Here is a 24,059-nt window from a genome sequence, read left to right on the forward strand (position 1 = left end):
AATATAGCCTCTGGATTTACCCAGGGGCTTTTTTATTTAAATAATGAGTAATGATATCCGTCCCAAGGCTTTTCCAGCTAATTCAGGAAGAATATCTTATCCTCACCTTTACCTAAACCCATGCAGTCCACAGACAAAAATGTTTCCCAAAGCATTACCCAGGTAATCGCTGCTTCTTCTCTTGGTACATTAATTGAATGGTATGATTTCTACATTTTTGGCAGCCTGGCCGTTATCATCGGGCAGCAACTTTTTCCCAGCGACGCAGGCGCATCGGCCTTAATCAACACATTGGCCATCTTCGCCGCCGGCTTCATTGTACGGCCATTCGGTGCATTGGTTTTTGGCCGGTTAGGCGATCTCATTGGCCGAAAATATACATTTCTGCTGACCCTCGTTCTCATGGGCGGTTCCACTTTTCTGATTGGATTGATTCCCTCATATTCAAGCATTGGGTATGCAGCTCCGATTCTGGTTTTGATCCTGAGACTGGTGCAGGGCCTTGCGCTGGGAGGTGAGTATGGCGGCGCGGCCACTTATGTAGCTGAGCACGCGCCGGTTGGCAGAAGAGGATTTTTTACGAGCTGGATCCAGACCACGGCAACATTGGGCTTGTTTCTCTCTTTGGGTGTTATCGTGCTCACCAAGAACATATTAGGCGCCGAAGCATTTGCGGACTGGGGCTGGCGGATTCCATTCCTGGTGTCGATATTGCTGGTGGGCGTTTCGATCTATATCCGCATGAAAATGCATGAATCCCCTGTTTTCACCAAACTGAAAGCGGAGGGTAAGGTTTCTGCCAATCCTCTAAAAGAGAGTTTTCAGAAGAAAGCGAATTTCAAAATGGTGTTGCTGGCATTATTCGGGGCCACAATGGGGCAGGGGGTGATCTGGTATACCGGCCAGTTTTATGCCCAATCATTTTTGGAAAATACTTGCAAGCTGGATTTTAATGAATCGCGTTATGTGCTGCTTTGGGCCATTTTATTTGCGACCCCGTTCTTTGTTGTGTTTGGTTCGTGGAGCGATAAAGTAGGGAGGAAATGGATCATGCTTACCGGAATGCTGCTGGGTGTGATCTGCTATCGTCCTATCTACCAATATTTTATTGACGCAACCAATGTAAAGGAATTCCAGAAGACAGAGTTGAAAAGCGCTTCTGATCCGGTTGTCGAAAGGACTTTACTGAACGATACCAAGGATTCGCTGATCACAACCACCGTATTCAAGACACTCAACAACGGAATGACGTTTAAGGAAGCAAAAGTCGTGATCATTCCCGACGAGGTGCTGGCACCATTGCCCGAACCGCAAACGGTGATCAAAGACGTGACGCTTTCGGGTTCCTCCTACATGATCATTATCGCGCTGGTTTTCTTCCAGGTTTTGCTGGTAACAATGGTTTACGGGCCTATTGCGGCATTTTTGGTTGAATTGTTTCCTACCAAGATCCGCTACACTTCCATGTCGCTTCCTTACCATATTGGAAATGGGGTTTTCGGAGGACTGGTGCCGTTTATCGCCACATTGGTTGCATCGTTCAGCGGCTCTACGCCATTATCCGGACTTTGGTATCCGATCGGCATTGCGGCACTTTCCTTTGTCATCGGGGCGGTTTACATTAATAATAAGGGAGATGAGAACGTTGCGGATTGAGTTTTGATTTGTAAAAAATATTTTAAAATAGGTTAATATGAATGCTTTAAAGAAATATCTGGGCGTGGTATGGATGCTGCTGGGACCCATTATCATTATTTTCCTCTTCATGCAGGCTATTGAAAAAATAGGGTTGGCAGCGGAAGGAATCGCACGGACAAACACAACATTGCAATGGTCAATCATCATCCTGATCTTCATCCCCATTTGCGCGGGACTGGTAATTTTCGGCTATTATGGCTGGAAAGGCGAGTACGAGAAATTGCCCAGAAGTTCGGCGGATTTATAGGAGGGAAGATTGCACAAACTTCTTCTTTTGTGGATTTGGTGCTTGTTAACATGAATTTGTCGGGATAGTTTTTATTTTTGACGATCTCATCATACAAGCCAATAACCATGAAAGAGGAAGTTTTTATTTTGTCCGCAGCCCGAACGCCGATAGGCAGTTTCGGCGGAAGTTTGTCTGCTGTTCAGGCTACAAAGCTGGGTGCAACGGCCATTCAGGGCGCTGTTGAAAAAGCGGGTGTCTCTTCGGAGCAGGTTCAGGAAGTGATCATGGGCAATGTGATTTCGGCCAATCTGGGTCAGGCGCCTGCACGTCAGGCGGCGCTATATGCCGGTTTGCCTTCCGGCGTGATCTGCACGACGGTTAATAAGGTGTGTGCTTCGGGCATGAAGGCCGTGGTTTTCGGGGCACAATCTATCCGGCTGGGCGACGCGGATCTGGTGGTGGCAGGTGGGATGGAGAGCATGTCGCAAGTGCCCTATTATCTGCCCAAAGCCCGGAATGGTTACGGGTATGGCAACGGCGAGATCATTGATGGATTGCTGAAAGATGGTTTGGTGGACGTTTACGACCAGATCGGAATGGGCGTTTGCGGTGACCGGACGGCTGAAAAATATGAGATTTCAAGAGAGGAGCAGGATGCTTTTGCCATCCGGTCCTATACAAAAAGTGCAGAGTCGACGGCAAGCGGCTTTTTTAAATATGAAATAGCAGCTGTGGAAGTGCCTTCGCCAAAGGGTGGAGAGCCTGCGATTGTTTCTGAGGATGAGGAATTTAAAAAAGTAAAGTTTGAAAAAATCCCTTTTCTTAAACCTGCTTTTTCCAAAGACGGAACAGTGACTGCGGCAAATGCTTCCACCATTAATGATGGCGCTTCGGCATTGGTTATTGCAGGAGGAGAATTTGTTAAAAATAACAACATTACACCCCGAGCCAGGATCGTCGCCTATGCCGACGCGGAACAGGAACCGGCCTGGTTTACGACAACGCCCGTTCTGGCCACTCAAAAAGTTTTGAAAAAGGCCGGAATGTCACTTTCCCAGATTGATTATTTTGAAGTGAATGAGGCGTTTGCCGTGGTGGCGCTGGCTTACATTAAAATGCTGGAACTTGATCTGGAGAAGGTCAATGTCTTTGGAGGCGCCGTTTCACTCGGCCATCCGCTGGGTTCCTCGGGATCGCGGATCATCACGACATTACTTTCCGTTTTGGAGCAAAAGAATGGACGATATGGCCTGGCAGCGATCTGCAACGGCGGCGGCGGCGCGTCGGCAATTATAGTTGAAAGATTGTAGGAAAATTAGCGGATAAGGACTTTGAGGCGGTTGTAAAATCCTGTGCTTTTGAAGGTAAAGGTTTTGTGCAAAATATAATTACTCACAAAGCTAAAACCCATTCCCGACACATATGAGCCCATTTCGGTGATGTTAACTTGCTTTTTACCAAATGGAAGCTTCACAATGTAAATGTCCATGCCCAAAACTTCGGTCGCCAGCTTGAATGATCCTAATGTGAAAATCTTCGTGACGCCCAGTGATATTAAAGCAACGATTAAGAACTTCACCATTTCCCGGCGCGTCTGGTTGCTGCGGCGTGCGTCAAATGCAAATAATTTGGTAAGGATAAAACCGACAACAAATCCGACTAAATAAGACAATGTGATGGACTCACTCCATGTCACATCGAACCAATCCTGGATTAAACTGCTTGAAACAAGTTGTATAACTGCCCCGGTGCCCGCAACAAGAAAATACGCTATTAAATCTTTGGCATTGAGAATTTTATCCTGCTTTACTTGGGCCACTTGAGAGTTGGTTAATGGACTGCCGGGAACAATTGTGGCCCAATATTAGAAAGAAAATGATCCTGAAACAAAAGCAGAATCGTAATTTGAGCAACTGGAAATGGAAGGCAATGTCATTGTTATGGCACTATTTTTGTCCTCTTTACAATTTTGAATAGTGATTATGAAAAGATTTCTTGCGCTCGTTTCGCTCTTTTTTACTACATCTCCTGCCTTTGCCCAAACTCAAAAATGGGCCGTCGGATTTGAAGTTGGTGAGCCCATCGCCGTCAGTATTCGTAAATACGGCGAACGTAATGCGCTGGATATCAGCATTGGAACGTACATTGGGTTGTTCAAAAGCAAAGATAATTACAAAGTTAGCAATGACGATCTGGGCGGTGTAGGCGTTATGTTCAATGGGACGTATCTTTGGTATGCGCCGTTTTTTAACGAACGGATGATTGCGTATGCGGGTCCGGGTGTGCAGGTGAATTCGCGAAGATATTACCCAGACCGAAATGTAAAATCAGTGTATACAACCAACATTTCGACAGGGCCGTCGGTCACAGCGGGGCTGGAATTCTTTTTCTCACAGAAACCTGCTTCGTTTTTCGTAGAAGGCGGTGGTTATCTCGAATTGATCCCCAAGTTCTTTTACTTCAATCCCAATCTGAGCATTGGATTAAGACACAACTTTTAACAACAAAAACCGTGAAAAACATTTATCTGATCTGCTGTATGGCCGCTTTGACGGTGATCGGCTCATCGTGCTCCCAGCAATTACAACGTCGCTACGACCAGCGCCACGGCACATCTTCCGGCAGTACTGATGCTTCCCACCGTTCGTATGACAGCGATTATCGCTCCAATAACGGCACGTACAAAAGGGATTATGACCGCGTTCTCAACGAAACGCCGCGTAACGATAATGCGGCTTCCTCCGGAAGCGCCGATTACAACCAGCAACTGCTCGCCCAATATCAGGAAATGGACAAGCTGGGCGAAGTGGTGTTGTATGAACTGGACAACCTGGAAAGCTGCTATAATGTGCTGATCAACGAATACCGGACGGCCAAATCTTCCCAAAAAGGCGTTCTGGCGGATCAGCTGGACAGGATTAGCGCGGATCAACTGGTTCTTTACAGGGCGTATACCAACATTTACCGCAATGGCAAAACCAATTGGGCTTCTGTAAAACGGGATGTCGAGAATGATCTGCGATCGGTTCGGCGTGTTGCGGATCGTTAGTTACCAGCCTGCGCCTCTGGTGTTTGTTTTGACCCTGCACACATAGCCATCCACGGTCATATATAATGTAGAGCCGTCATTTCCCCAGGCACAGTTGGAGGTCAGTTCGCCCATTTCGATCCTGCCAATCAGCTTTCCGGCCGGGGTGATGATGAGCATTCCGCCGGGGCCGGAGGACCAGAGGTTTCCGTCTTTGTCTATTTTCAAACCGTCGGGAAGGCCCGGTTTTTGGGCTTTTACCATGGGTGTAGCGTCGTAAATGAGTTTTCCTTTTCTTGTAACATTGCCGCTCTCATCTACCTGATAGGCCATGATTATGGCTTTTTCGGGATCGGACTGAGCAATGTAGAGGGTTTTTCCGTCAGGGGAAAAAGCGAGTCCGTTGGGCCTGGTAAGGTCCGGGATTTGCAGGCTTACTTTCCCGTCATGCGCAATGCGGTAAACGCCAAACTGTTTGGTTTCTCTGGTGGGGTCTTCATGCTTTTTTGCAAGCCCGTAAGGTGGATCGGTGAAGTAGTAACTGCCATTCGTATGCTCTGTCACGTCGTTTGGACTGTTGAACCGTTTGCCTTCGAAATGATCCGCAAGCGTAACTTTTCCACCCACTTTTAACGAAACAGCTGAAATGCGGCGATCCCCGTGCTCGCAGGAGACAAGCCGTCCTTTGCTGTCGATGATCAGCCCATTGCTGCCCGGCTCATCGCTGTAAACGCCCCTGCCTGTATAACCAGAAGGTTCCAGGAAGACCGACAGGCCGCTTTTTTCATCCCATTTATACACCTTGTTTTTAGGCACATCCGAAAATAGCAAAAAGCTGCTATCCTTCACCCAAACCGGCCCCTCGGACCATTCAAAACCCGAAGCAAGCACTTCGATTTTCGCGTCTTTGGCAAGCAGCTTCTCAAATGCAGGATCTTCGTAAATGATCTTTCCCATGGTGGGATACGATTTTTGGGCAAAACCAGATACCGAAAGCAATAGGAGAGAACATAGAAATGGCGCGCAAAGCTTCATGATTCCGAAGATTATTTAGATTACAACCTGAATATGGAAGAAAGAAGCGGATACACCGCAACCTACTGTACGGATTTTACGAATGAGAAGCCAGAATGAGGCTGCAATGGGGCGCGAGCTGCATGGTTTGTAAGATGCCCGAATGTTTCGGATCGGTTGAAAAAAGGATGTGCTTGAAGTCAGCTTTGTCTTGGGGCATCAGGATAGGCTTGTCGTAGCTGCTCAAATTATGGATGATTACCAACGACTTATCCACATGCGGCCGGAAATAGGAGAGCATCTGATCGTCCTGCAGGCACACGCGGTGCAGGTTCGGCGCAAAGATCTGGCTCAGCGCCGGCTCGGCCTTCCGCAGATTTATCAATGTTTTGTAATGATTGTAAACCGAATCCGGATCTTCCACTTGTACAGACAGCGGCACGACGGTTTCTATTTTTGAAAATTGCGCGTCAATCCAGCTGGTGCTTCCGCTGCTTTCCAGGTCATCGGACCATATAAAAGGCTCCCTGATGTAAGGATCGGGCTTTGTGCCGAGCATGCCGATTTCTTCTCCGTAATAAATGTACGGCTGGCCGGGCAATGTGAGCAGAATGCTTGCGGCCATCTTGATTTTCGCCTTATTGTTGCCGGTGACACTCGCGATCCGGTCCTGATCATGGTTGGTGAGCATGATAGCGTCCACAAAAAGCGGATTATATTTTTCAAAAACCGCATAACTGGATTGCAGCTTTTCAACAATGTCTTCATCCTTTTCGCCGATAAGCATGCGTTGCAAAGCGAAACTGAGATCGAAATGGAAAGTAGCGTCCAGATAACGGAAATAGGGCGCTACCTCTTCCGTCTCCGCCCATACTTCACCGACCGTAAATGCATTCGGCTTAATATCCTGCACCAGTTTTGAAAAAAATTGCCAGAATTCAACGCTTAAATGTTTTTCCCATTCCGGGTAAACGTGCCTGGCGGCATCGAGGCGAAAACCGTCCACACCAACATCCACAAGCCAGAAACGAATAATTTTCTCCAGTTCTTCCCGCAATGCCTGCGAATGGTAATTGAGGTCGGGCATGCCTTTGTAAAACAGGCCGTAATACTTTTCCAAATCTTCGGGATTCTCGTGCCATGGATAAACCACCTGCGAATCGTCCGAGGTTTCCCTTTCTGAAATTCCCAGGGCTTCGATTTGTGTGGGCGTCATCCACCAGTAGAATTCGCGATAAGCGTTCGCCGCGTTTTTACGCGCTTCGGAAAACCATGGGTGGAGCGTGCTGGTGTGGTTAATGATCAGGTCGAGGTAAATTTCAATGCCCCGCTCACGCGCGCTGGCCAGCAGCTTTTTGAAATCATCCATTGTCCCGAATTCCGGTTCAATGGCATAATAATCCGTCACATCGTATTTATGATAACTGGGCGACGGATGGATCGGAGTGAGCCAGATAGCCTCTATGCCGAGGTCGGCCAGGTAATCCAGCTTTGATGTAATGCCATTTAAGTCACCAATCCCGTCGCCGTTGGAATCGCAGAAAGAACGGACAAATATCTCGTAGCAAACCCTCGGAATAAATCTTGACTTGTCTGCAATCATATGAATGTTGCCCGAAACCGGACCGGCTCAGCGGATGAAATAAGGTTTCAGCAATTTATAAACAATATGCACCGGTAAGCCCATAATCGTGTAAAATGATCCCTGAATTTTTTCAACTCCAACCATCCCGATCCATTCCTGGATGCCATAAGAACCAGCTTTGTCGAACGGTTGATATTGGTCAATGTAATGTGTTAACTCCCAATCTTCTAGTCTGCTGAGTGTCACTTCCGCAACATCTGAAACAGTTTGAATGCTGTTATCATCCAGCAAACTTACCGATGTAATCACCGTATGCGTTTTGCCGGACAGCTTTTGCAGCATTTGGAATGCCTCCTGAAAATTGGCCGGCTTTCCCAGGATTTCATGATCTGCGACCACAATCGTATCCGCGGTCAAGACCATGTCGTCCGGCCGGAGGCCGCGGAACATTTCTGCCTTTTCCTTTGAAATATAATCTGCAACCGCTTCGGCTGGTAATGTGGCTGGAAATGTCTCGTCGGTTGGCAGCACTTCAACGGTAAAATCAAATCCTGCATCTGCCAGCAACTGCTTCCGGCGCGGTGAATTAGAGGCGAGTATGAGGGGTTTCTGTAACTGAATCATTTAAGGAAATTGAATTGGTGCTGATAATCAACGTGTTTGGCTTGCGTTGGTTGATATTTTAAAATTTCTTTCACATGCATGAACCATTCGCGAGAATATTAATGTTATTACATTAAATGTATATACATCATAATTACATTTTGCCGTCAGCTATGTCTATTGAAACTGATATAAAACAAAAAAAATTTCGAAGCGCCTACCAGCGACTCGCATTGAACCTCGTTTATACAACCAACTGGCTGGAATCCAAACAACTTGAATTTTTTAAAGGGCACGACATCACCAGCCAGCAATATAATGTACTCCGGATCCTGCGCGGCCAGCAACAGAACCCGGTCAAGGTAAGTGACATTACGGAAAGGATGTTGGATAAAAATTCTAATACATCGAGGTTAGTGGATAAGCTTTTGGCCAAAAACCTGGCGAAACGATCGTCCTGCCCCAACGACAGGCGCGCTGTGGATGTGTTGATTACTGAAGACGGCTTGAAATTGCTGGAAGAACTTGATCCGTTCGTAGAGGAATGGGAAAACCGTTTCAATGTGATTTCCAGCGAAGAAGCAGACCAGATCAGCGCTTTGCTTGACAAACTTCGGGAGTCAAATAAGTAATAATGAGCATGAATACCCAAAAATGAATAACCCAATAATTTAATTACAATTAATTAATCCAAAATGAAAACTACAATGAAATCCGTTAAATTCTTCCTCGCTTCTATTGCTGTGGCTTTGTTTGTATCAGGCTCTGTTTCAGCTGATGACAAAGTTAAAAAAGCAACTAATCTGAAAGTAAACACCTCAAAAAGTGAGCTTACCTGGGTAGGCAAAAAGGTAACTGGTGAGCATACAGGCAAAATCGCTCTGAAAGAAGGCACTATCATCATGGACGGCGCTAAATTGACAGGCGGAAAATTCATTGCCGACCTGACCACGATTACAAACACCGATCTTACCGACAAAGAATACAATGGCAAGTTGATCGGCCACTTGAAATCTGACGATTTTTTCAGCGTTGAAAAACACCCGACTGCAACATTCGTAGTAACGAAAGCGACACCAAAATCAACTGGCGTTTACGAAGTTACCGGCGACCTGACGATCAAAGGCATTACAAAGCCAGTAACTTTTCCTGTAACTGTTAAAACAACGGCAACTGGTGCAGAGGCAACTGGCAAAATTGTTGTTGACCGTTCGAAATATGATATCAAATACAACTCCAAGTCTTTCTTCGAAAACCTTGGTGACAAAATGATCAACGATGATTTCACAATTGACGTGAAATTGGTTGCTTCAAAATAATCAGCTGATTTTTAAGATTTTCATGGCTAAGATTGTTAACCTGTCCGACCTTTTGGTTGGGCAGGTTTTTGTTTTTTATGCCAAAAAAATCAGTTATTGAATTCCCTGTATTTCGGAAAATCATCCATAAAATGAATCTGTCCGTTCACCGCTTTGAAGCAATAGTGGGCCATGCCATTGGTAACAGCCAGATATTGGGGCTGTAATGTAAAATTGTAGCGGCTGATCTGTGCAAAGGTCGCATCATTTACAGTAATGAAAGGCGCTTTACATTCCACCAGCAGAAACGGCAGCGATTCGCCGGATAGAACCATGATGTCCGTCCGTTTCGCTAATGTATTGTATTGCAGGCCCGTTTCTACGGCGAAGAGGGATTTAGGATAACCATATTCTGTGATCAGCAAATGAATAAAATGCTGCCTTACCCATTCCTCCGGCGTGAGCGACACGAATTTCCTGCGTATAATGTCGAAGATATGCGGTTTCCCGTTAACGTGCTTAACTTTGTAAGCAAACGTCGGGAGGTTCAGAGATTCCATGAACGAAGATACACATCACAACAAATGCAGCCAATAAACTCATTGAATTCATGACTACTAAGGAACAAATCGTCGAAAACTGGCTGCCGCGCTACACAGGCACGGCAGTTGAGGACTTCGGAAGTTACATTCTGCTGACCAACTTCGGGAATTACGTGACCATGTTTGCGGAGAAATTCAATGTTGAGGTAAAGGGGCAGGGGCGTGCGATGCAAACGGCTACTGCTAAGGACATTACCATCATTAACTTCGGCATGGGAAGTCCTATGGCCGCCACAGTGATGGACCTTTTGTCTGCCATTAGTCCAAAAGCGGTCTTGTTTTTAGGTAAATGCGGCGGTTTGAAAAAGACCCAGGTAGGCGATCTTATTTTGCCCATCGCAGCCATCCGCGGGGAAGGAACCAGTGATGACTATATGCCTTCTGAAATTCCCGCATTACCCTCATTCCGGCTGCAAAGCACGGTTTCAGCAAGTATTGCCAAAAATAAAATGGATTACTGGACCGGGACTGTTTACACCACGAACCGGAGAATCTGGGAGCACGACGACAGCTTCAAAGAATATCTGCGCGATATCCGCGCTATGGCCATTGACATGGAGACGGCTACGATTTTTATTGTCGGTTTTGCCAATTCCATTCCGCATGGCGCATTGCTTTTGGTATCCGACAACCCGTTGGTTCCGGAAGGGGTAAAAACAGAGGAAAGTGATAAAAAAGTGACTACTAATTATGTCAAAATGCACCTTGAAATCGGAATAGAATCATTGACTGAACTGGCAAGGTCCGGTGCGTCGGTGAAACATTTGCGATTTGAAAATTGATCAGCAAAATGAGTGAAGCTTCATTATACGAGCGCATCGGCGGAGACGCGGCGCTAAGGCAACTTACGGATAAATTTTACGACCTGGTTTTTAATCATGAGTTGATTTCCAGACTGTTCAAAAGTGATAAAGAAGAAATAAAGGAGAAACAGCGCCTTTTCCTTACGCAATTTCTAGGCGGCCCGCAACTCTACTCTGACGTTCACGGGCACCCCATGATGCGAGCCCGCCACATGCCCCACGTCATCACCGAAGACGACGCCGTAGCCTGGCTACAATGCATGTCCGAAGCAGTAGGAACGCTTCCCATCAGCAAGGAGCTCAAAGACGAGTTGTTCGACCGTTTTCCCAGGACGGCATTTTTTATGGTAAATCGGTAAAACGGCTAGGATTAGCTCAATGCTATTTCAGCTTGGATGAATGTCAAAACATCTTCAAGAGAGATGTCAACACTTTCTTCAACAGAAGCTAGGCCAATGTGTTTGTGATGCGGAAAAGTCGGCGTGTTTGGGAAGTGCGGCGCGTTATCCCAGCGTATGAGCAAATCTCCGTTTTCTTTTTGCCAATGAAATGCATATCTCCTGCGGTTTGCCTCTACATATTCTCTTACATAAAGCGAAGTATCGTTATGAAATCTGATTTCCAGATTAATATAATAAGTCTCAGAAAATTCGCGAAAGTCATTAATTGTATAGGAAGCGACGAAACGCTTGTCATCCAGCCATTTGAAAATCTCCATTCCTGATATCAGCTATTTTTGAATCTATTTCTGACAGGAACTGAGTATAGGCTTTCCATTCGATAAGATCGTCCCAGGCTTGGAAATCCTCAGACGTTGCAGTTTCGAGCCTGGCTTCAAATGCTTGTAGATCAGCATTGTATTTCTTTTCAAGAAAATTAATTTTATCCTGAAATTGCTGCCTTTGAGCTAAATAATCCAACAAAACCCAATTGCCGATTTGTTTTTTAGTCAGCGTAAGCATGATATTTTTGTTGCCGTTTCTAACAAATTTAAATATTCCGAAAGGTTAAACAAGTTTTATCAGACATTAGTTAAGTTCTTTACCTTTGCCGCATGAATTTTAAAGAGCAGTTAATCCAGTATCCGATTCTTGAAATTGTGGCGAAGGCTGCGGCGGAGCTGGGGGTGGAGGCATATGTCATCGGTGGATTTGTAAGGGACCTGATACTCAAAAGGAATAGTAAAGACATAGACATCGTTTCGATCGGGAGCGGCATCGAACTGGCTGAAATGGTTGCCAGTCAGCTGGGCCCCGATGTTTTTGTGAGCATATACAAGACCTTCGGCACGGCGCAGATCCGGCAGGGCGATCTGGAAATCGAATTTGTAGGAGCACGCAAAGAATCTTACCGCGCGGATTCCCGGAAACCCGCAGTGGAAGACGGCACATTGAGCGACGATCAGAACCGGCGTGATTTTACGATCAATGCCATGGGGATCAGCCTTAATAAGGGAACATTCGGTGAGCTTGTGGATCCGTTTGAAGGGCTGCGGGATATTAAAAGAAAGATCATCCGTACGCCGCTGGAACCGGAGATCACATTCTCGGATGACCCTTTGCGTATGATGCGGGCGATCCGCTTTGCGAGCCAACTAAACTTCGACATTGAGCCCAATACATTCGATGCGATCATTAAAATGAAGGATCGCATTGAGATCGTTTCGATGGAGCGCATTTCGGATGAATTGAATAAAATAATCCTCTCACCGACACCTTCCTACGGTTTCAAATTGCTTTATCACGCAGGCATTTTACAAATCATTTTCCCGGAAATGATAGAATTGCTGGGCGTGCAGACCATTGATGGTAAGGGGCATAAGGACAATTTTTACCATACATTACAAGTGCTGGACAATGTGTCCCAAAACACAGATGATCTTTGGCTGCGCTGGGCAGCCATCCTGCACGATATTGCGAAACCTGCCACCAAGAAATTTGATAAACGCATTGGCTGGTCATTCCATAACCACGAGGAAGTGGGTGCCCGCATGGTGCCCGTCATTTTCCGGCGGATGAAACTGCCTTTGAATGAAAAAATGCGGTTTGTAAAAAAGCTCGTGCGATTGCACTTACGGCCCATTGTTTTGTCCAAAGAAGAAATAACAGACTCCGCTATGCGGCGCCTGCTCGTGGAAGCGGGAGAGGACATTGAAGCATTAATGAAACTCTGCCGGGCCGACATTACTTCCAAGAACCCCGATAAGGTCAAGCGCTTCCTGCAAAACTTCGATCTGGTGGAACAGAAGTTGAAGGATCTTGAAGAACGCGACAAGCTGCGCAACTTCCAGCCAGTTATTACGGGTGAGATGATCATGCAGGCATTCGGCTTGAAACCGGCAAAGGAAGTCGGCATCATTAAAGAAGTGATACGGGAGGCCATTCTGGAAGGCATTATTCCAAATGAATTTGATCCCGCATACGCGTATATGGTGCAAGAGGGCGAAAAAATGGGCTTAACTTTACAATCATAAAATCTGACTCCTCATTACAATTAAATGGAAAACAATACGCAGTTCAAACGCTTCTTCGGCGCACTTCTCACTATCCTGGGCATTTCGGTTCTGCTTTTTGCCTGCATCGCATTTTTATCCGACAAGCCCGTTTTGGGACTTACCGTTTCCAAGTGGGAATCCGTGGTTCCGTTTCTGGTCGGCACCGTGTTTTTGCTTACCGGTGTAAACCTTGTTAAAGGCTGACCGAGCGCAACAGTGTGGCGCCAACTGTGCATTCCAGACATTTCCGGAATGTACAGTAATTGTTATACCACTCTATAAGCGACTGTGAATCAGCGGCGGTCTTGACATTCATTCCTAATATCTCCCACTCCCGCGTAATGCGGTTTTTTTCTGCGCCGATTTCCGACAACCAATAGATGGCCTTTTCCAGCAGTTCGGGCTGTTGCCGATGCTTTGCATATGCGACCAAAAGTGGCACAGCACCATTGACAATCAGTAAGTACGCTGAATCCTTTCCCAACAATGGCACCTTACCTTTGGATTTTTTACCAAAAAGATAATGGTCCTGCCAGTAATCTGACTGCTCTATCTGGAACATGGCCTGCAAGCTCGAAAACGACTGCGCAGATATAATCTCTGGAAACAGATTCCCGTTTTTGTGCAGCAGCCGGGCGAATTGAGCGAGGCGAACCGTTGGAAAACCAGCAGGCCGCATGCGCAGGTTCTTCCATTCATGACGATTCATTTGCTGATCTTTCAAGCCATATTTGGCGCTCAGAAAATGATGTTCCGCTCGTAGCTGGCGAATGTAAGGGTCATTGGAGTCGGCGGGGATGAGTCCTGCACAACCGAAAAGCAGTGCTTCAATCTGGTTCAGTTTTTCGCGGTGTTTCCGGATTATTTTCCAGGGAACAATTTCAGTAAGTCGTGCGAATGGTGCGTCATTTAATTTGAAACCAAAGTGCCTTCCCAACCATTGATAAGCCGTTTCTTCCCAGTCGTTGTTGTTTTTACTTAATAAATCCATCACCAGAGCTGCTTTCCTATCGAGCCTTTCCAGCAGCACCCGGTCCAGCATTCCATATTTTTGTATGTCGTGCACCTGCGCGAACATGGATGCACAGGGAATCGTTTGGGATTCGTCCTGTAATGTCGCATATCGTTCCAGAACCGAGTGGTCGACGATGTTCTTTAATGTCAGAGTTGGCAATAATGTGCCGTCCCCCCTTGTAATAGGTCTGTCATTTTCCCACACCACGTGCAGGATTACTGTTTCATATGCGGGATCGGTTTCATGGTTATGCAGAAACCAGTCGGAGGATTTTACGTGGATTTCAATGCTTCCTACCCATTGAAAATCGTCGATGATAACCCGTGCTTCAGAAAAATCAGGGCCTGCATTGGCGTTCTTGTGGCCTGTTCGGAGGATGGAGAGCCTGCTGCCTTCATCGGTGCAAAGGGCTTCGTTGGCGAAATATTGGAATCGCCATATAAAACTCAGGATATCTTCATTCATCGCATTTAGAATTAGCGTGTGTAGAAATATTTAATGTAATGGCCTTTATTTTCTTTGTCTAAACCTGATTAGTTTCTGTTCTTTGTACGCTGATGTTTTGGTTTGGTCACAGGTTTTTGAAGTAAAAAGTTTTATGCTCCGCCGTTTGCAATTTATTGCGCTTAGAATTCTCATTGTTTTTTTCGTTCTTTCAATCTTTTGGGTGCTGGTTTTGAAGTTCTTACCGGTTTGGGTAACGCCATTTATGCTATCCAGAAAAATCGAAGCTTTCCGGGCCGACGAAGACACGGAAATCCATCACGACTGGGAGCCGTATGAAAATATTTCAAAAGAGGTTGCTCTGGCGGTTGTAGCATCCGAAGACCAGAATTTCCCGAACCACTGGGGATTTGATTTTGACCAGATCTATAATGCAGTGACAGAGAAGCGGAAACGTGCGCGCGGTGCCAGTACGATCTCTCAGCAGGTTGCTAAAAACGTCTTCCTATGGCATGGCAGGAGCTTTGTCAGGAAAGGTTTGGAAGCCTATTTCACGGTCTTAATCGAATTAATCTGGGATAAAGAGCGCATTCTGGAAGTGTATTTGAATGTAGCCGAAATGGGAAAAATGACATTCGGCGTAGAAGCAGCCTCATTAAGATACTATAATAAATCCGCCAAAAAGCTCACTCGCTTCGAAGCCGCCCGCATCGCCGCAGTGCTCCCAAACCCCGTCCGTTTCTCCATCAAAAACCCATCCGGCTACGTCCAAAAGCGAACCGGGCAAATTGTACGGCAAATGCGGTATCTGGGTGGGCAAAAGTATATTGCGGATTTGTAAGGCGAATATATCTGTAAAACCCTAATTCAACTATTCCCCCGGCTTTTCTCTTTCAAAAACTTATAAGTCCGGTGCTTTGCTAATGCTGGGTTGAGTTTTTCGAATAATCCTTGGTTTTTCAAGGCGTACCAGTTGATTTTCAAGAGGTAGAGGCTTACGAATGAGCTGAGATTGTTCTGGATGAAGATGCTGGTTTTGGTTTGGAGATCCAGGCGTTCGAGGGCTTGCAGACCGCGCCAGTAATCGATGCTGTCGGCTTGGGATCTGTTTCTGGCACGTCCTTCACCAGCGGTGTAGATGAGCAGGCGGTCGTCGGAGGGCTTTTGAATGTTGTTCCAGTAATCCCGCCATTCTTCATTGCTCCTGGAATTGCTGACGACCGATCTGGAAATATCTGTCGTGTCGAGCTGGATCTTTACGCCGTTTTCGAGAAAAAAGAAGAACTGGCCTTTCAGCTGGGAGACTTGCATTTGATACAGGTTGGGAACCAAGTCCTTTTCCATGAGCAAATTAATGCTGTCCTGACCGAGCTTGATCGAATGAACAGTTGCTGCGAAGCCTTTTTCACGGGTCAATAAAATGGCCTTACGGCCTTTCATTTGTTCCGGGTTGACAATTTTTATTTTAATAATCTGACCAAAAGCAGGGGATAGGAGAAAGAAAAAAGCAATAACCCGGAGGAAACATTTGGTCATCTTGCAGCGGAAATTTAGACGCAGCCGGCTTTAAATTGCCGGCTTTTGACAAGTAAATTAGGAAAAAAATTCCAGAATCGATTTGCCAAAAGCCGGCACGCGGACCGCGTCCGTTACTTGATCTCAACCTTGATCAAAACCGGCTGGTGATCAGATGGGTAACGTTGTTCTTTGGCATCTGTTAAAACGCCGTATTTAAGCACATTAATGTTCTTGCTGACAAAAATATAATCTATACGTTTGTCCATAGCCGCGTCAAATTTGAAACTGTTAAATGTTCCTTCCGGACCGTAGGGAGGCTGTTTTGTAACCTCATGCGAATCGTTAAGCAATCCCTGAATAGTTTTAATCTGCTCGGTTTCAGGCGTTGAGTTGAAATCACCTGTGAGGATGACCGTAGATTTTCCGGCAATCTCGCTGATCTTTTTTACCATCAAATGACCCGATTGTCTGCGGGCCTCAACGCCCTGGTGATCAAAATGAACATTGAAAAAATAGAATTCTTTTTTGCTTAACAGATCCTGGAACTTAACCCAGGAAGCAATTCTGTTACAGCAGGTTGCGTCCCAACCTTTGCCAGGCTTGTCCGGCGTTTCGCTAAGCCAGAAATCGCCCGATTGCAGGGCTTTGAAGCGATCTTTTTTGTAAAAGATGGCCGAATGTTCTCCGCCTTCCTTGCCATCATCCCGGCCTTTTCCGTAGAATGTGAATTCCGTCAATTCGGCCACGTCTTTTAATTGACCTATCAGTGCTTCCTGTACACCGAAAATGTCAAATTCATGGAACCGGATCAACCCTTTCACATTTTCCTTGCGGTTGGGCCAGGCGTTTACACCATCATTAGCGGTGTTATAACGGAGGTTATAAGAGGCAACATTGATCGTATTTTTTTGCGCAAAAGTGCTTTGCGACAATGCTAACATCAGGGAAAGGGCGAAGGCGATTTTTTTCATTTAAAACTTATGATTTGTGAACAGAAGCAAAGTTAACAGGCTTGCCGGTTATTGATATTTTGGCTGCGTGATCATTTTCCCTTTTTTGCAAGCAGAAACTTTCCAACCACTTCGCCATCGTCCCGGATCATTTTCAGGTCCAGGTGTTTTTTGGTCGCGTGCAGTTTGATCAATGTTCTTTTGCCTTCCAGCGGGCCTCCGCCGATCACGATCGGATAATTATGCGTTGCATCCGGCTCGTGGGTGGCGTAGCGGTGCGTATGGCCGGAAATCTGTAAGTCGATTTTGGCTTTGTTCAAAACCGGACCGAAAAGCTCGCGACAATGTAATGTTCCATGCCAATCCCCCGAATGATAAGGCGATATGTGGATGAGGACGATCCGGAAATCGGCTTTTTTAAAATCCGCAGATTCCACTTCTTTTTCCAACCATTTTTTCTGAACCTCACGATAACGGTCAAAGGCCGAAAGGCCGCCATATTCCACGCTGTCATCCGTTTTGTCCTCGCCGGAATCCAGGACTAAGAACCGCACCGGTCCGCGCGTGAAAGCATAGTAATATTTGTTTTCGGGATAGGCATAATAAGCCGGAATGTGCCTCGAAAAGCTTCCGCGGCATTCGTGATTTCCCTGCGTGAGGATAAATGGGATTTCAGAAGCGAAAATGTCAGTTGCAGGCTTGATCAAATGGTTAACCATCTGAATTTCTTCTGTTACCCAATCAAAACAATCGCCATTGAACACCACGAAGTCATAATCACGGGCGTTGCCCGTATAGCCGTGGCGGTAAAGGAGTTGCGGGATAATTTGCGGACGGTCGTGAATGTCGTTGAAGATCACCATTTTAAACTCGTCCTCATTTTCAGCCGGTGTTTTAAAGCCAAACATCGCACTGGCAATGGTGTCGCCGAACTCGACTTTCGAGCCTTTATAACCTGTTATTTCCGTGGATACGATTTTGTATTTGTGCTCCGTGCCTGCGTTTAGTCCGCTTAATGTGACCTTATTGATACGATTATTAGCTTCAATCAGTCCATTGTTGTAGCCAAATTCACGTTTGCTGGTGTAAGTCCCGGCCCCGTATTCGACCCAGCTGAAACTGTTTTTATGCGTGATCCACATAATGGTCACCTCGTTGGTGCCCATATTTTGTAAATAAGGGCCCGCAACGAAATGGTTTTTTTCTTCTGACAATGCATTGGAGTCGCCGGCTTGCGCAGCAGATAGGGGCAAGAGGCTCAGCGCGCCGATCTGCGACATTTTTTCAAGAAACGACCTTCTGTCTGAAAGCATAATTTATGGGTTTAGGAATAGATGCAAGCTTAAAGTTACTTCCAGTTTGGATTCTGGGTGAGGTTTGGATTCAAGAGCCTTTCCTGCGTAGGGATAGGATATAAGTAGTCCTTATTTTCGTCAAACCTTTTGGTAATGTGGCTGTTGATAACAATGTTCCCGCCTTTGTTGCCATTTTCCAGAAGAATCTCGCTGCCGAGTTTTAACAACTGCGCGCCCGGAACAGCCGGCTTCGTGCCTTCATAAATGACAAGGTCAATCTTTCCGTTCTTATCCAGATCGTAATTTCCGGGGCCAGGAAAATACATTCCTTTAAATTGTTTCGTAAGCAACTGGCCTTCTTTCCACCGCACAATGTCATCCCAGCGAAAGAAGTTTTCCATCACCAGCTCAATGCGTCTTTCCCGACGGATTTCCAGGATCACGCCCGTATTTTTGCCGGTCAGTTTTGTGTATTGCGCGGCCTGATAGGGATCCGGTTTTGCATTGGCTGTGGCCATATTAATGTTCACCATGCCCACGCGGTCGCGGGTGAGTTTGGTAGAAATGTCCAGGTCAGCCTGCGTTAATGTGCCCTTTTCTGCTTTTGCTTCGGCGTAATTGAGCAGCACTTCGGCATAGCGGAAGATAGGCATGTCGGTAATGTCCTTCCCGAATGTGTCCCATTTTGGCTCCGAAACAAATTTGATCAGTTGGTAACCCGTAACCGTTGCTCCGAACTCCGGAACGAGCGGGGTTGTTTCGCCAATGCGCGTATAACCCGGCGTGCGGATTGTCTGTGTAAGGCGGGGATCGCGGTTCTGGACTTCGTCATAAAACTGCATGGTTTCGTAGCCCTTCATGTCGGTAAACCGGGAGCCATCAGCCATTAAATAGCTGTTGACAAGCTTCTTTTCCAATCCCGGCTTTCCGTAAGATGCCGTCATGGTATAATAGTTCAGGTTGTGATAGACCTGCAATGCATCGCTGAAATCGCGCGCCAGGATCACCTCGTCTGCAATCGCATTGTCGGATGCGAATAACATTTGGTAAGCCGTTTTAGGGGTTGATTTATAAATGCTGTATCCGCTGTTTTTCATCAGATCTTCCGAGGCCGTAATGCAGGCGTCCAGGAATTTCTCGGAGTCGGGGAGGTTGAATTCGGTGTGATATTTCCGGAATGTGCCTTCATATAACCCAATGCGGGATTTAAGAGCCAATGCGGTCCATTTTGTAACGGTGCCAATTTGCCGTGTGCCGTCCAGATTGGCAATCGCGAAGTCAATGTCTGCCATTACAGAGTCCATCACCAATGTCCTCGGATCGCGGGCTTTGGTTAGCAATGTTTCATCTCCTGCTTCAATCGGGCCGCTATACCAGGGCAGGTCACCAAATCTTTTGACCATTTGAAAATAAAAATAGGCACGAAAAAAGCGCGCGACGCCATTGTATTTTGCCACAGCTTTCGGGTCCTGGACTTTGCCGGAATTGGCCAGGAAGTAATTAATGTTCCTCAAATTGGTCCAGCTCCACCCGCCTCCGCTGGTAGGCACGATCCGCGTCCCCTGCAATTCATCGCGCAAATTATTTTTGACCACATTATCAACATCTTCATTATAAATGTCCTCCGCGCTCGGGAGCATATTGTAAAATGAGTTGGTATAAAGCAGCAGGTCGTTCTCTGTTTTGAAAAAAGTCTCGGGAGAAATGGCGTCAAGCGGAAGCCTGTCGAGGTCGCACGAAGCCAGCCCGATGGCCAGGGTCATGATATATATCAGCTTTTTCATTTGATTTTCTTTTAATGTTTTGGCAAATGATTTTAGAAATTAATGCTTAGGCCCGCAGAGTATGTTTTGGAAAGCGGGTAGGTTCTACCATTTGTAAAATCACCGTCAAATTGCTCAGGATCAATATATTTGGATCTTAAAGGCGTGTAAGTGAACAGGTTTTCGCCACTAACGTAGATGCGCGCCCGGGGAATGCGGACCTTCTTGCTGATGCGCTCAGGAATGGTAAAACCCAGCACGATATTTTTCAACCTCAGATAACCCACATTCTGCACATACCGATCATTGCGGGCATTAAGGTCTCCACCGCCGTTAAGCGCTGTGTAGCCGCGCAGGATAGGGAAGTAAGCATCCGTATTTTCAGGCGTCCAGATATCATCTTCGAAGTTTTCGGGAAGAAATGAATAGTAGGGACGGGAGTAAGGGCCCCAGAATTTATCTGCATTTGCTCCCGGATACCAGTTCCGGCGGAGGATGCCCTGAGCCAGCGCAGAAAAATCAAATGCACCCCAGGAAGCACCCAGATTAAGGCCGTATCTGAAACGCGGGTTGGTATTACCGATCACTTTGAGATCGCCGTGGTCCGCCAGTGTGTTTGCGCCTTCGGAAATCTTGCCGTCACCGTTCAAATCCAGGAATTTAAGATCGCCTGCCTGTAATTTACTCCACTCGCCCGGTGCGCTCAAACGCTGCTTGTTAACCAATGACTGGTCAATCGGGTAGGCTTGCGCCTCATCATTGGTTTTAAAATATCCGTCAATGGAATACCCCCACATTTCACCCAGGGTTTGTCCTTCGTAACGGCTGGATAGCAGCTTGTTTGGGTTATCATAACGCGTAATTTTCGCTTTGTAATCCGACACCATGAAAGTGGCATTGTAAGCAAATGTCTTCCCGGCCAGTTTGAACTGGTCTTTCCACGCCACGGAAAGTTCGAATCCTTTTGTCTTCAAATCACCTGCATTTTGCGTAGGCACCGTGGCGCCATACACCGATGGAAGCACACGCCCCGGAACAAGCATATCCTTAGTTTCGCGGATATAAGCGTCCATGGCAATGGTCAGCTTGCCTTTCAAAAGATCTGCATCCAGACCAATGTTCGAAGTCGTTGCCGATTCCCAGGTCAGGCCGGCAGCGATTGGGTTGGGGCTGTCTACGTAAGGGATTTTTTGTCCGTTATTGATCCATGACGAAAGGGCCGTCGGCATGATTTCGATGTAGGGATAAAAGCTCGCGGAACTTGGATTATCATTGAACTTAGGCGGAAGCTGGTTGCCTAATGTTCCATATGAAGCCCTGATTTTGAGGTTACTAACCACATTGCGGGCTGATTCGAAGAACTTTTCCTCACTCAGTCTCCAACCGGCCGAAACCGACGGGAAAAATCCGTAACGCCTGCCCGCGCCAAACCGCGATGTACCATCATAGCGACCATTTACTTCCAGCAGATACTTGCCCATATAGTCGTAATTCAGCCTGAAAAACGCACCGAAAAGCGAATATTCGTAAGCGCCGCCGTTCACAAGTTGCTCTCCGGTTCCGAGATTGAGGTCGTTAATGTCTTCGGAAAGCAGGTTTTTGCGTGCGCCTGTCAGCACCTGGTGCTTTTTGGATTCATAGTTGATCCCCGCAGTTGCGCCCAGATAATGTTTACCCAATGTTTTATTATATGAAGAATAAACATTGGTAACATGCATAGGGTCAAACCAGAAGGTCTTTTCGAGCTGGTCTGTATTGTAGTTCGGGACCGTTGCCAGGATGCCCGGCTGGATCGAGTATTGGGCAACGGCGGAGCGATACCAATCATCCGTGATGTAGAACGAGTAGGAGTGGTTTGCAACGAGGTTCCAGGTTTTGGTAAAATCAATGGTAACCGAGTTGATGGTCGTGAGCTCATGTACTTTTTTTTCACCGCCGGCAACGCCTTTCAACAAGTTTGCGAACAATCCGTCACCAATGGAGTAGTTGTTTTTCAATGTGTTGTAAGTTGCGGTCCCGTCCGGGTTGCGCGGCGCATAGGCGGGAAGCGCGTGCACGGTAATGGCGGTAAAGTTGGCATTTGCACCGCCTTTCAAACCCGGATATTTGTAGCGCGAATCGAAATACTGCGTGTTATTGCTCACTTTCAGCCACGGCGTCAGCTGCGCATTTACCTTGGTTCTTAATGTATAGGAATTGAACCTGTCTGTGTTGATCCGCATAATCCCATCCTTCTGGAATGCAGAACCTGACAGGAAATAATTGACCTTATCCGTGCCGCCCGAAAGGCTGATGTTATGCTGCACGGATGGCTCCACTTGCTTGAAAAGCGTTTTCCACCAATCGTAATTTCCGTAATAATTGTAAATGTCTTTTCCATTGACATTCTTCACCACTGTCCATGGACGTGCAGGATTCTCCGTTTTGTCATAGCGACGCGCTTCCAGCTCGGCATAATCTTCTTCGGAATAACGCGTGTAGGTATTTCCGTTGGCACGCTTGAATGCCTCGTCATTGATGCGGGTATGGTCGTAACCATTGGTAAGGAAGTTTGTACTCACTGTCGGTGTTGACCAGCCGAAGTTGTTGCTGTAACTCACGCTCGTCTTTCCGTTCTTCGCACTTTTTGTAGTAACCAAAATCACCCCGAACGCTCCCCGTGCACCATAAATCGCGGACGCGGCCGCATCTTTCAAAACCGAAACCGACTCCACGTCATTGGGGTTAATGCGGTTAATGTCACCCGGGATGCCGTCGACCAGCACGAGCGGGCCGCCGCCGTTTATCGAGGTTTCACCACGGACATTCAAGTTACCGCCTTGCCCCGGCTGGCCCGTTCCGAATGTAATGTTCAGGTTGGGCACCATGCCTTGGAGAATTTGCGACATATTGTTCAATGGCCTGTTTTCCAAATCCCTCGATTGCACCTGGCTTACCGCGCCGGTGAGGTTTACGCGTTTCTGCGTTCCGTAACCTACCACAACCAGTTCTTCCAAAGCCTTGTTGTCGGCTGCCAGCGTGATATTCACTGTCGAACGGTTCCCTACCACCACTTCCTGGGATGTATAACCCACAAAACTGAATACAAGCACCGATTCCACATTGGGCACCACGAGCTCGAAGTTCCCGTTTCCATCTGTCGTTGTCCCGGTGGAGCTTCCTTTGAGGACAACGCTTACGCCGGGCAGGGAGCCCTGGCCATCGGAAGAGGTTACTGTGCCTTTTACATTGATTTCAACCGGCAGGACGTAATTTTGCAGCTTTTCTTCCAGGTCCGGAATGTTGGATTCTTCCTTCGCGGCCTTTCCTCTTGCCAGCACGATCTGCCCGTTGATAACCTGGTAATTAATGCCGCGGGAAACAAGCAACTGATCCAGGACTTTGGACAATTTTTGATTTTTTGCCTCGATACTTACGTTTTCTTTAAGCGAAACCCTGCTGCTGTAAACAAATTTCGCATCCACTTTTTCCTGAATCTCATCCAATGCTTCTTTCAGTGAAACATTTTTAAGACTGATTGTCATATCCTTGCTTAGGATAGACTGGGCTGTACTTTCCTTTGCATAGCTGCTGCCTGCCAGTAAGGCTACAAAAAGCCATTGAAGCAATCCAATGCGCATAATCATTTGCCAGTTTACGGGCTTGTTACGTACTGTTTTTTGCATAATTTTGATTGTCTGATGGTTAAGCACTGTTGGGTAAATCATCCCTTAGTTTCGG

25 protein-coding genes are annotated in these 24,059 nt (G+C 46.7%); 12 read left to right on the top strand and 13 right to left on the bottom strand.

Features of this window, described 5'->3' with window-relative positions:
• Positions 1-120: 120 nt before the first annotated feature.
• The 3 genes from G395_RS0110375 to G395_RS0110385 all read left to right on the top strand — a co-directional run bounded on the left by G395_RS0110375 (position 121) and on the right by G395_RS0110385 (position 3,237).
• A complete protein-coding gene (locus G395_RS0110375) occupies positions 121-1,656 on the top strand; it encodes an MFS transporter (RefSeq protein WP_026629986.1) in 1,536 nt (511 codons plus the stop codon).
• A gap of 37 nt (positions 1,657-1,693) precedes the next feature.
• Positions 1,694-1,945, top strand: coding sequence for a DUF6814 family protein (locus G395_RS0110380; protein ID WP_026629987.1), 252 nt, complete (start codon positions 1,694-1,696; stop codon positions 1,943-1,945).
• A gap of 107 nt (positions 1,946-2,052) precedes the next feature.
• Complete coding sequence (locus G395_RS0110385; protein WP_026629988.1) at positions 2,053-3,237, top strand: acetyl-CoA C-acyltransferase; 1,185 nt, start codon at positions 2,053-2,055, stop codon at positions 3,235-3,237.
• A gap of 5 nt (positions 3,238-3,242) precedes the next feature.
• On the opposite strand, the gene G395_RS0110390 is transcribed toward G395_RS0110385, so the two are convergent.
• A complete protein-coding gene (locus G395_RS0110390; RefSeq protein WP_026629989.1) occupies positions 3,243-3,746 on the bottom strand; it encodes a GtrA family protein in 504 nt (167 codons plus the stop codon).
• Between the two features lie 163 nt (positions 3,747-3,909).
• On the opposite strand from G395_RS0110390, the gene G395_RS0110395 reads away from it, so the two are divergent.
• Positions 3,910-4,428, top strand: coding sequence for a hypothetical protein (locus tag G395_RS0110395; protein WP_026629990.1), 519 nt, complete (start codon positions 3,910-3,912; stop codon positions 4,426-4,428).
• An 11-nt stretch (positions 4,429-4,439) separates the two neighbouring features.
• A complete protein-coding gene (locus G395_RS0110400) occupies positions 4,440-4,976 on the top strand; it encodes a hypothetical protein (protein WP_026629991.1) in 537 nt (178 codons plus the stop codon).
• Here G395_RS0110400 and G395_RS0110405 read toward each other — a convergent pair whose 3' ends face one another.
• The 3 genes from G395_RS0110405 to G395_RS0110415 form a co-directional block, all read right to left on the bottom strand.
• Positions 4,977-5,912, bottom strand: coding sequence for an SMP-30/gluconolactonase/LRE family protein (locus tag G395_RS0110405; RefSeq protein ID WP_229204126.1), 936 nt, complete (start codon positions 5,910-5,912; stop codon positions 4,977-4,979).
• A 154-nt stretch (positions 5,913-6,066) separates the two neighbouring features.
• The gene (locus G395_RS0110410; RefSeq protein ID WP_026629993.1) at positions 6,067-7,572 is read right to left on the bottom strand and encodes an alpha-amylase family glycosyl hydrolase; all 1,506 of its coding nucleotides are present in this window, start codon (positions 7,570-7,572) and stop codon (positions 6,067-6,069) included.
• Between the two features lie 27 nt (positions 7,573-7,599).
• A complete protein-coding gene (locus G395_RS0110415; protein WP_035360899.1) occupies positions 7,600-8,178 on the bottom strand; it encodes a Maf family nucleotide pyrophosphatase in 579 nt (192 codons plus the stop codon).
• Between the two features lie 152 nt (positions 8,179-8,330).
• Here G395_RS0110415 and G395_RS0110425 point away from each other — a divergent pair, with 152 nt between their 5' ends.
• Positions 8,331-8,789, top strand: coding sequence for a MarR family winged helix-turn-helix transcriptional regulator (locus tag G395_RS0110425; RefSeq protein WP_026629995.1), 459 nt, complete (start codon positions 8,331-8,333; stop codon positions 8,787-8,789).
• Between the two features lie 75 nt (positions 8,790-8,864).
• Positions 8,865-9,476, top strand: coding sequence for a YceI family protein (locus tag G395_RS0110430; RefSeq protein WP_026629996.1), 612 nt, complete (start codon positions 8,865-8,867; stop codon positions 9,474-9,476).
• A gap of 89 nt (positions 9,477-9,565) precedes the next feature.
• Here G395_RS0110430 and G395_RS0110440 read toward each other — a convergent pair whose 3' ends face one another.
• A complete protein-coding gene (locus G395_RS0110440; protein ID WP_026629997.1) occupies positions 9,566-10,015 on the bottom strand; it encodes a type I restriction enzyme HsdR N-terminal domain-containing protein in 450 nt (149 codons plus the stop codon).
• Positions 10,016-10,065: 50 nt separating this feature from the next.
• Here G395_RS0110440 and G395_RS0110445 point away from each other — a divergent pair, with 50 nt between their 5' ends.
• Together G395_RS0110445 and G395_RS0110450 are read left to right on the top strand one after the other, a co-directional pair.
• Positions 10,066-10,839, top strand: a complete 774-nt coding sequence (locus G395_RS0110445; RefSeq protein WP_026629998.1) for an AMP nucleosidase — start codon at positions 10,066-10,068, stop codon at positions 10,837-10,839.
• An 8-nt stretch (positions 10,840-10,847) separates the two neighbouring features.
• Complete coding sequence (locus G395_RS0110450) at positions 10,848-11,219, top strand: globin domain-containing protein (RefSeq protein WP_026629999.1); 372 nt, start codon at positions 10,848-10,850, stop codon at positions 11,217-11,219.
• Between the two features lie 11 nt (positions 11,220-11,230).
• On the opposite strand, the gene G395_RS0110455 is transcribed toward G395_RS0110450, so the two are convergent.
• Entirely contained in the window at positions 11,231-11,578 is a 348-nt protein-coding gene (locus G395_RS0110455) for a toxin-antitoxin system TumE family protein (RefSeq protein ID WP_026630000.1), read from the bottom strand.
• Positions 11,553-11,822 (bottom strand): hypothetical protein, encoded by a 270-nt coding sequence (locus tag G395_RS0110460; protein WP_051350104.1) that lies wholly within the window; start codon positions 11,820-11,822, stop codon positions 11,553-11,555. The genes G395_RS0110455 and G395_RS0110460 overlap by 26 nt, the downstream gene beginning before the upstream one ends.
• Before the next feature lie 92 nt (positions 11,823-11,914).
• Between G395_RS0110460 and G395_RS0110465 the strand changes: the two genes are divergently transcribed.
• Positions 11,915-13,333, top strand: coding sequence for a CCA tRNA nucleotidyltransferase (locus tag G395_RS0110465; RefSeq protein WP_026630002.1), 1,419 nt, complete (start codon positions 11,915-11,917; stop codon positions 13,331-13,333).
• A gap of 24 nt (positions 13,334-13,357) precedes the next feature.
• On the top strand, positions 13,358-13,558 hold the full coding sequence (locus tag G395_RS0110470) for a hypothetical protein (protein ID WP_026630003.1): 201 nt from the start codon (positions 13,358-13,360) through the stop codon (positions 13,556-13,558).
• Here G395_RS0110470 and G395_RS0110475 read toward each other — a convergent pair.
• Complete coding sequence (locus G395_RS0110475) at positions 13,548-14,834, bottom strand: DUF2851 family protein (protein WP_026630004.1); 1,287 nt, start codon at positions 14,832-14,834, stop codon at positions 13,548-13,550. The two genes, G395_RS0110470 and G395_RS0110475, sit on opposite strands and share 11 nt — an antisense overlap.
• A 133-nt stretch (positions 14,835-14,967) precedes the next feature.
• Between G395_RS0110475 and mtgA the strand changes: the two genes are divergently transcribed.
• Positions 14,968-15,654, top strand: coding sequence for a monofunctional biosynthetic peptidoglycan transglycosylase (mtgA, locus tag G395_RS0110480; RefSeq protein WP_026630005.1), 687 nt, complete (start codon positions 14,968-14,970; stop codon positions 15,652-15,654).
• A 26-nt stretch (positions 15,655-15,680) separates the two neighbouring features.
• On the opposite strand, the gene G395_RS0110485 is transcribed toward mtgA, so the two are convergent.
• From G395_RS0110485 to G395_RS0110505, 5 genes are all read right to left on the bottom strand, one after another.
• Positions 15,681-16,253 (bottom strand): hypothetical protein, encoded by a 573-nt coding sequence (locus G395_RS0110485; protein ID WP_157486645.1) that lies wholly within the window; start codon positions 16,251-16,253, stop codon positions 15,681-15,683.
• A gap of 209 nt (positions 16,254-16,462) precedes the next feature.
• Positions 16,463-17,302, bottom strand: coding sequence for an endonuclease/exonuclease/phosphatase family protein (locus tag G395_RS0110490; RefSeq protein ID WP_026630007.1), 840 nt, complete (start codon positions 17,300-17,302; stop codon positions 16,463-16,465).
• 71 nt (positions 17,303-17,373) lie between these two features.
• Positions 17,374-18,594 carry a metallophosphoesterase family protein gene (locus tag G395_RS0110495; protein ID WP_026630008.1) on the bottom strand — a complete coding sequence of 407 codons (1,221 nt, stop codon included), beginning with the start codon at positions 18,592-18,594 and terminating at the stop codon, positions 17,374-17,376.
• A gap of 35 nt (positions 18,595-18,629) precedes the next feature.
• Positions 18,630-20,360, bottom strand: coding sequence for a RagB/SusD family nutrient uptake outer membrane protein (locus tag G395_RS0110500; protein WP_026630009.1), 1,731 nt, complete (start codon positions 20,358-20,360; stop codon positions 18,630-18,632).
• A gap of 32 nt (positions 20,361-20,392) precedes the next feature.
• Positions 20,393-24,004: a TonB-dependent receptor gene (locus G395_RS0110505; RefSeq protein WP_051350120.1), complete on the bottom strand. Its 3,612-nt coding sequence runs from the start codon at positions 24,002-24,004 to the stop codon at positions 20,393-20,395.
• Positions 24,005-24,059: the final 55 nt, after the last annotated feature.

Source organism: Dyadobacter alkalitolerans DSM 23607, from assembly GCF_000428845.1.
Taxonomy (GTDB): domain Bacteria; phylum Bacteroidota; class Bacteroidia; order Cytophagales; family Spirosomataceae; genus Dyadobacter; species Dyadobacter alkalitolerans.

Bases quoted from the DNA above. Each gene is read 5' to 3' on its own strand.
- G395_RS0110375 (WP_026629986.1), top strand. From the start codon at position 121: ATGCAGTCCACAGACAAAAATGTTTCCCAAAGCATTACCCAGGTAATC.
- G395_RS0110380 (WP_026629987.1), top strand. From the start codon at position 1,694: ATGAATGCTTTAAAGAAATATCTGGGCGTGGTATGGATGCTGCTGGGA.
- G395_RS0110385 (WP_026629988.1), top strand. From the start codon at position 2,053: ATGAAAGAGGAAGTTTTTATTTTGTCCGCAGCCCGAACGCCGATAGGC.
- G395_RS0110395 (WP_026629990.1), top strand. From the start codon at position 3,910: ATGAAAAGATTTCTTGCGCTCGTTTCGCTCTTTTTTACTACATCTCCT.
- G395_RS0110405 (WP_229204126.1), bottom strand. From the start codon at position 5,912: ATGGGAAAGATCATTTACGAAGATCCTGCATTTGAGAAGCTGCTTGCC.
- G395_RS0110410 (WP_026629993.1), bottom strand. From the start codon at position 7,572: ATGATTGCAGACAAGTCAAGATTTATTCCGAGGGTTTGCTACGAGATA.
- G395_RS0110415 (WP_035360899.1), bottom strand. From the start codon at position 8,178: ATGATTCAGTTACAGAAACCCCTCATACTCGCCTCTAATTCACCGCGC.
- G395_RS0110425 (WP_026629995.1), top strand. From the start codon at position 8,331: ATGTCTATTGAAACTGATATAAAACAAAAAAAATTTCGAAGCGCCTAC.
- G395_RS0110430 (WP_026629996.1), top strand. From the start codon at position 8,865: ATGAAATCCGTTAAATTCTTCCTCGCTTCTATTGCTGTGGCTTTGTTT.
- G395_RS0110440 (WP_026629997.1), bottom strand. From the start codon at position 10,015: ATGGAATCTCTGAACCTCCCGACGTTTGCTTACAAAGTTAAGCACGTT.
- G395_RS0110445 (WP_026629998.1), top strand. From the start codon at position 10,066: ATGACTACTAAGGAACAAATCGTCGAAAACTGGCTGCCGCGCTACACA.
- G395_RS0110450 (WP_026629999.1), top strand. From the start codon at position 10,848: ATGAGTGAAGCTTCATTATACGAGCGCATCGGCGGAGACGCGGCGCTA.
- G395_RS0110455 (WP_026630000.1), bottom strand. From the start codon at position 11,578: ATGGAGATTTTCAAATGGCTGGATGACAAGCGTTTCGTCGCTTCCTAT.
- G395_RS0110460 (WP_051350104.1), bottom strand. From the start codon at position 11,822: ATGCTTACGCTGACTAAAAAACAAATCGGCAATTGGGTTTTGTTGGAT.
- G395_RS0110465 (WP_026630002.1), top strand. From the start codon at position 11,915: ATGAATTTTAAAGAGCAGTTAATCCAGTATCCGATTCTTGAAATTGTG.
- G395_RS0110470 (WP_026630003.1), top strand. From the start codon at position 13,358: ATGGAAAACAATACGCAGTTCAAACGCTTCTTCGGCGCACTTCTCACT.
- G395_RS0110475 (WP_026630004.1), bottom strand. From the start codon at position 14,834: ATGAATGAAGATATCCTGAGTTTTATATGGCGATTCCAATATTTCGCC.
- mtgA (WP_026630005.1), top strand. From the start codon at position 14,968: ATGCTCCGCCGTTTGCAATTTATTGCGCTTAGAATTCTCATTGTTTTT.
- G395_RS0110485 (WP_157486645.1), bottom strand. From the start codon at position 16,253: ATGAAAGGCCGTAAGGCCATTTTATTGACCCGTGAAAAAGGCTTCGCA.
- G395_RS0110490 (WP_026630007.1), bottom strand. From the start codon at position 17,302: ATGAAAAAAATCGCCTTCGCCCTTTCCCTGATGTTAGCATTGTCGCAA.
- G395_RS0110495 (WP_026630008.1), bottom strand. From the start codon at position 18,594: ATGCTTTCAGACAGAAGGTCGTTTCTTGAAAAAATGTCGCAGATCGGC.
- G395_RS0110500 (WP_026630009.1), bottom strand. From the start codon at position 20,360: ATGAAAAAGCTGATATATATCATGACCCTGGCCATCGGGCTGGCTTCG.
- G395_RS0110505 (WP_051350120.1), bottom strand. From the start codon at position 24,004: ATGCAAAAAACAGTACGTAACAAGCCCGTAAACTGGCAAATGATTATG.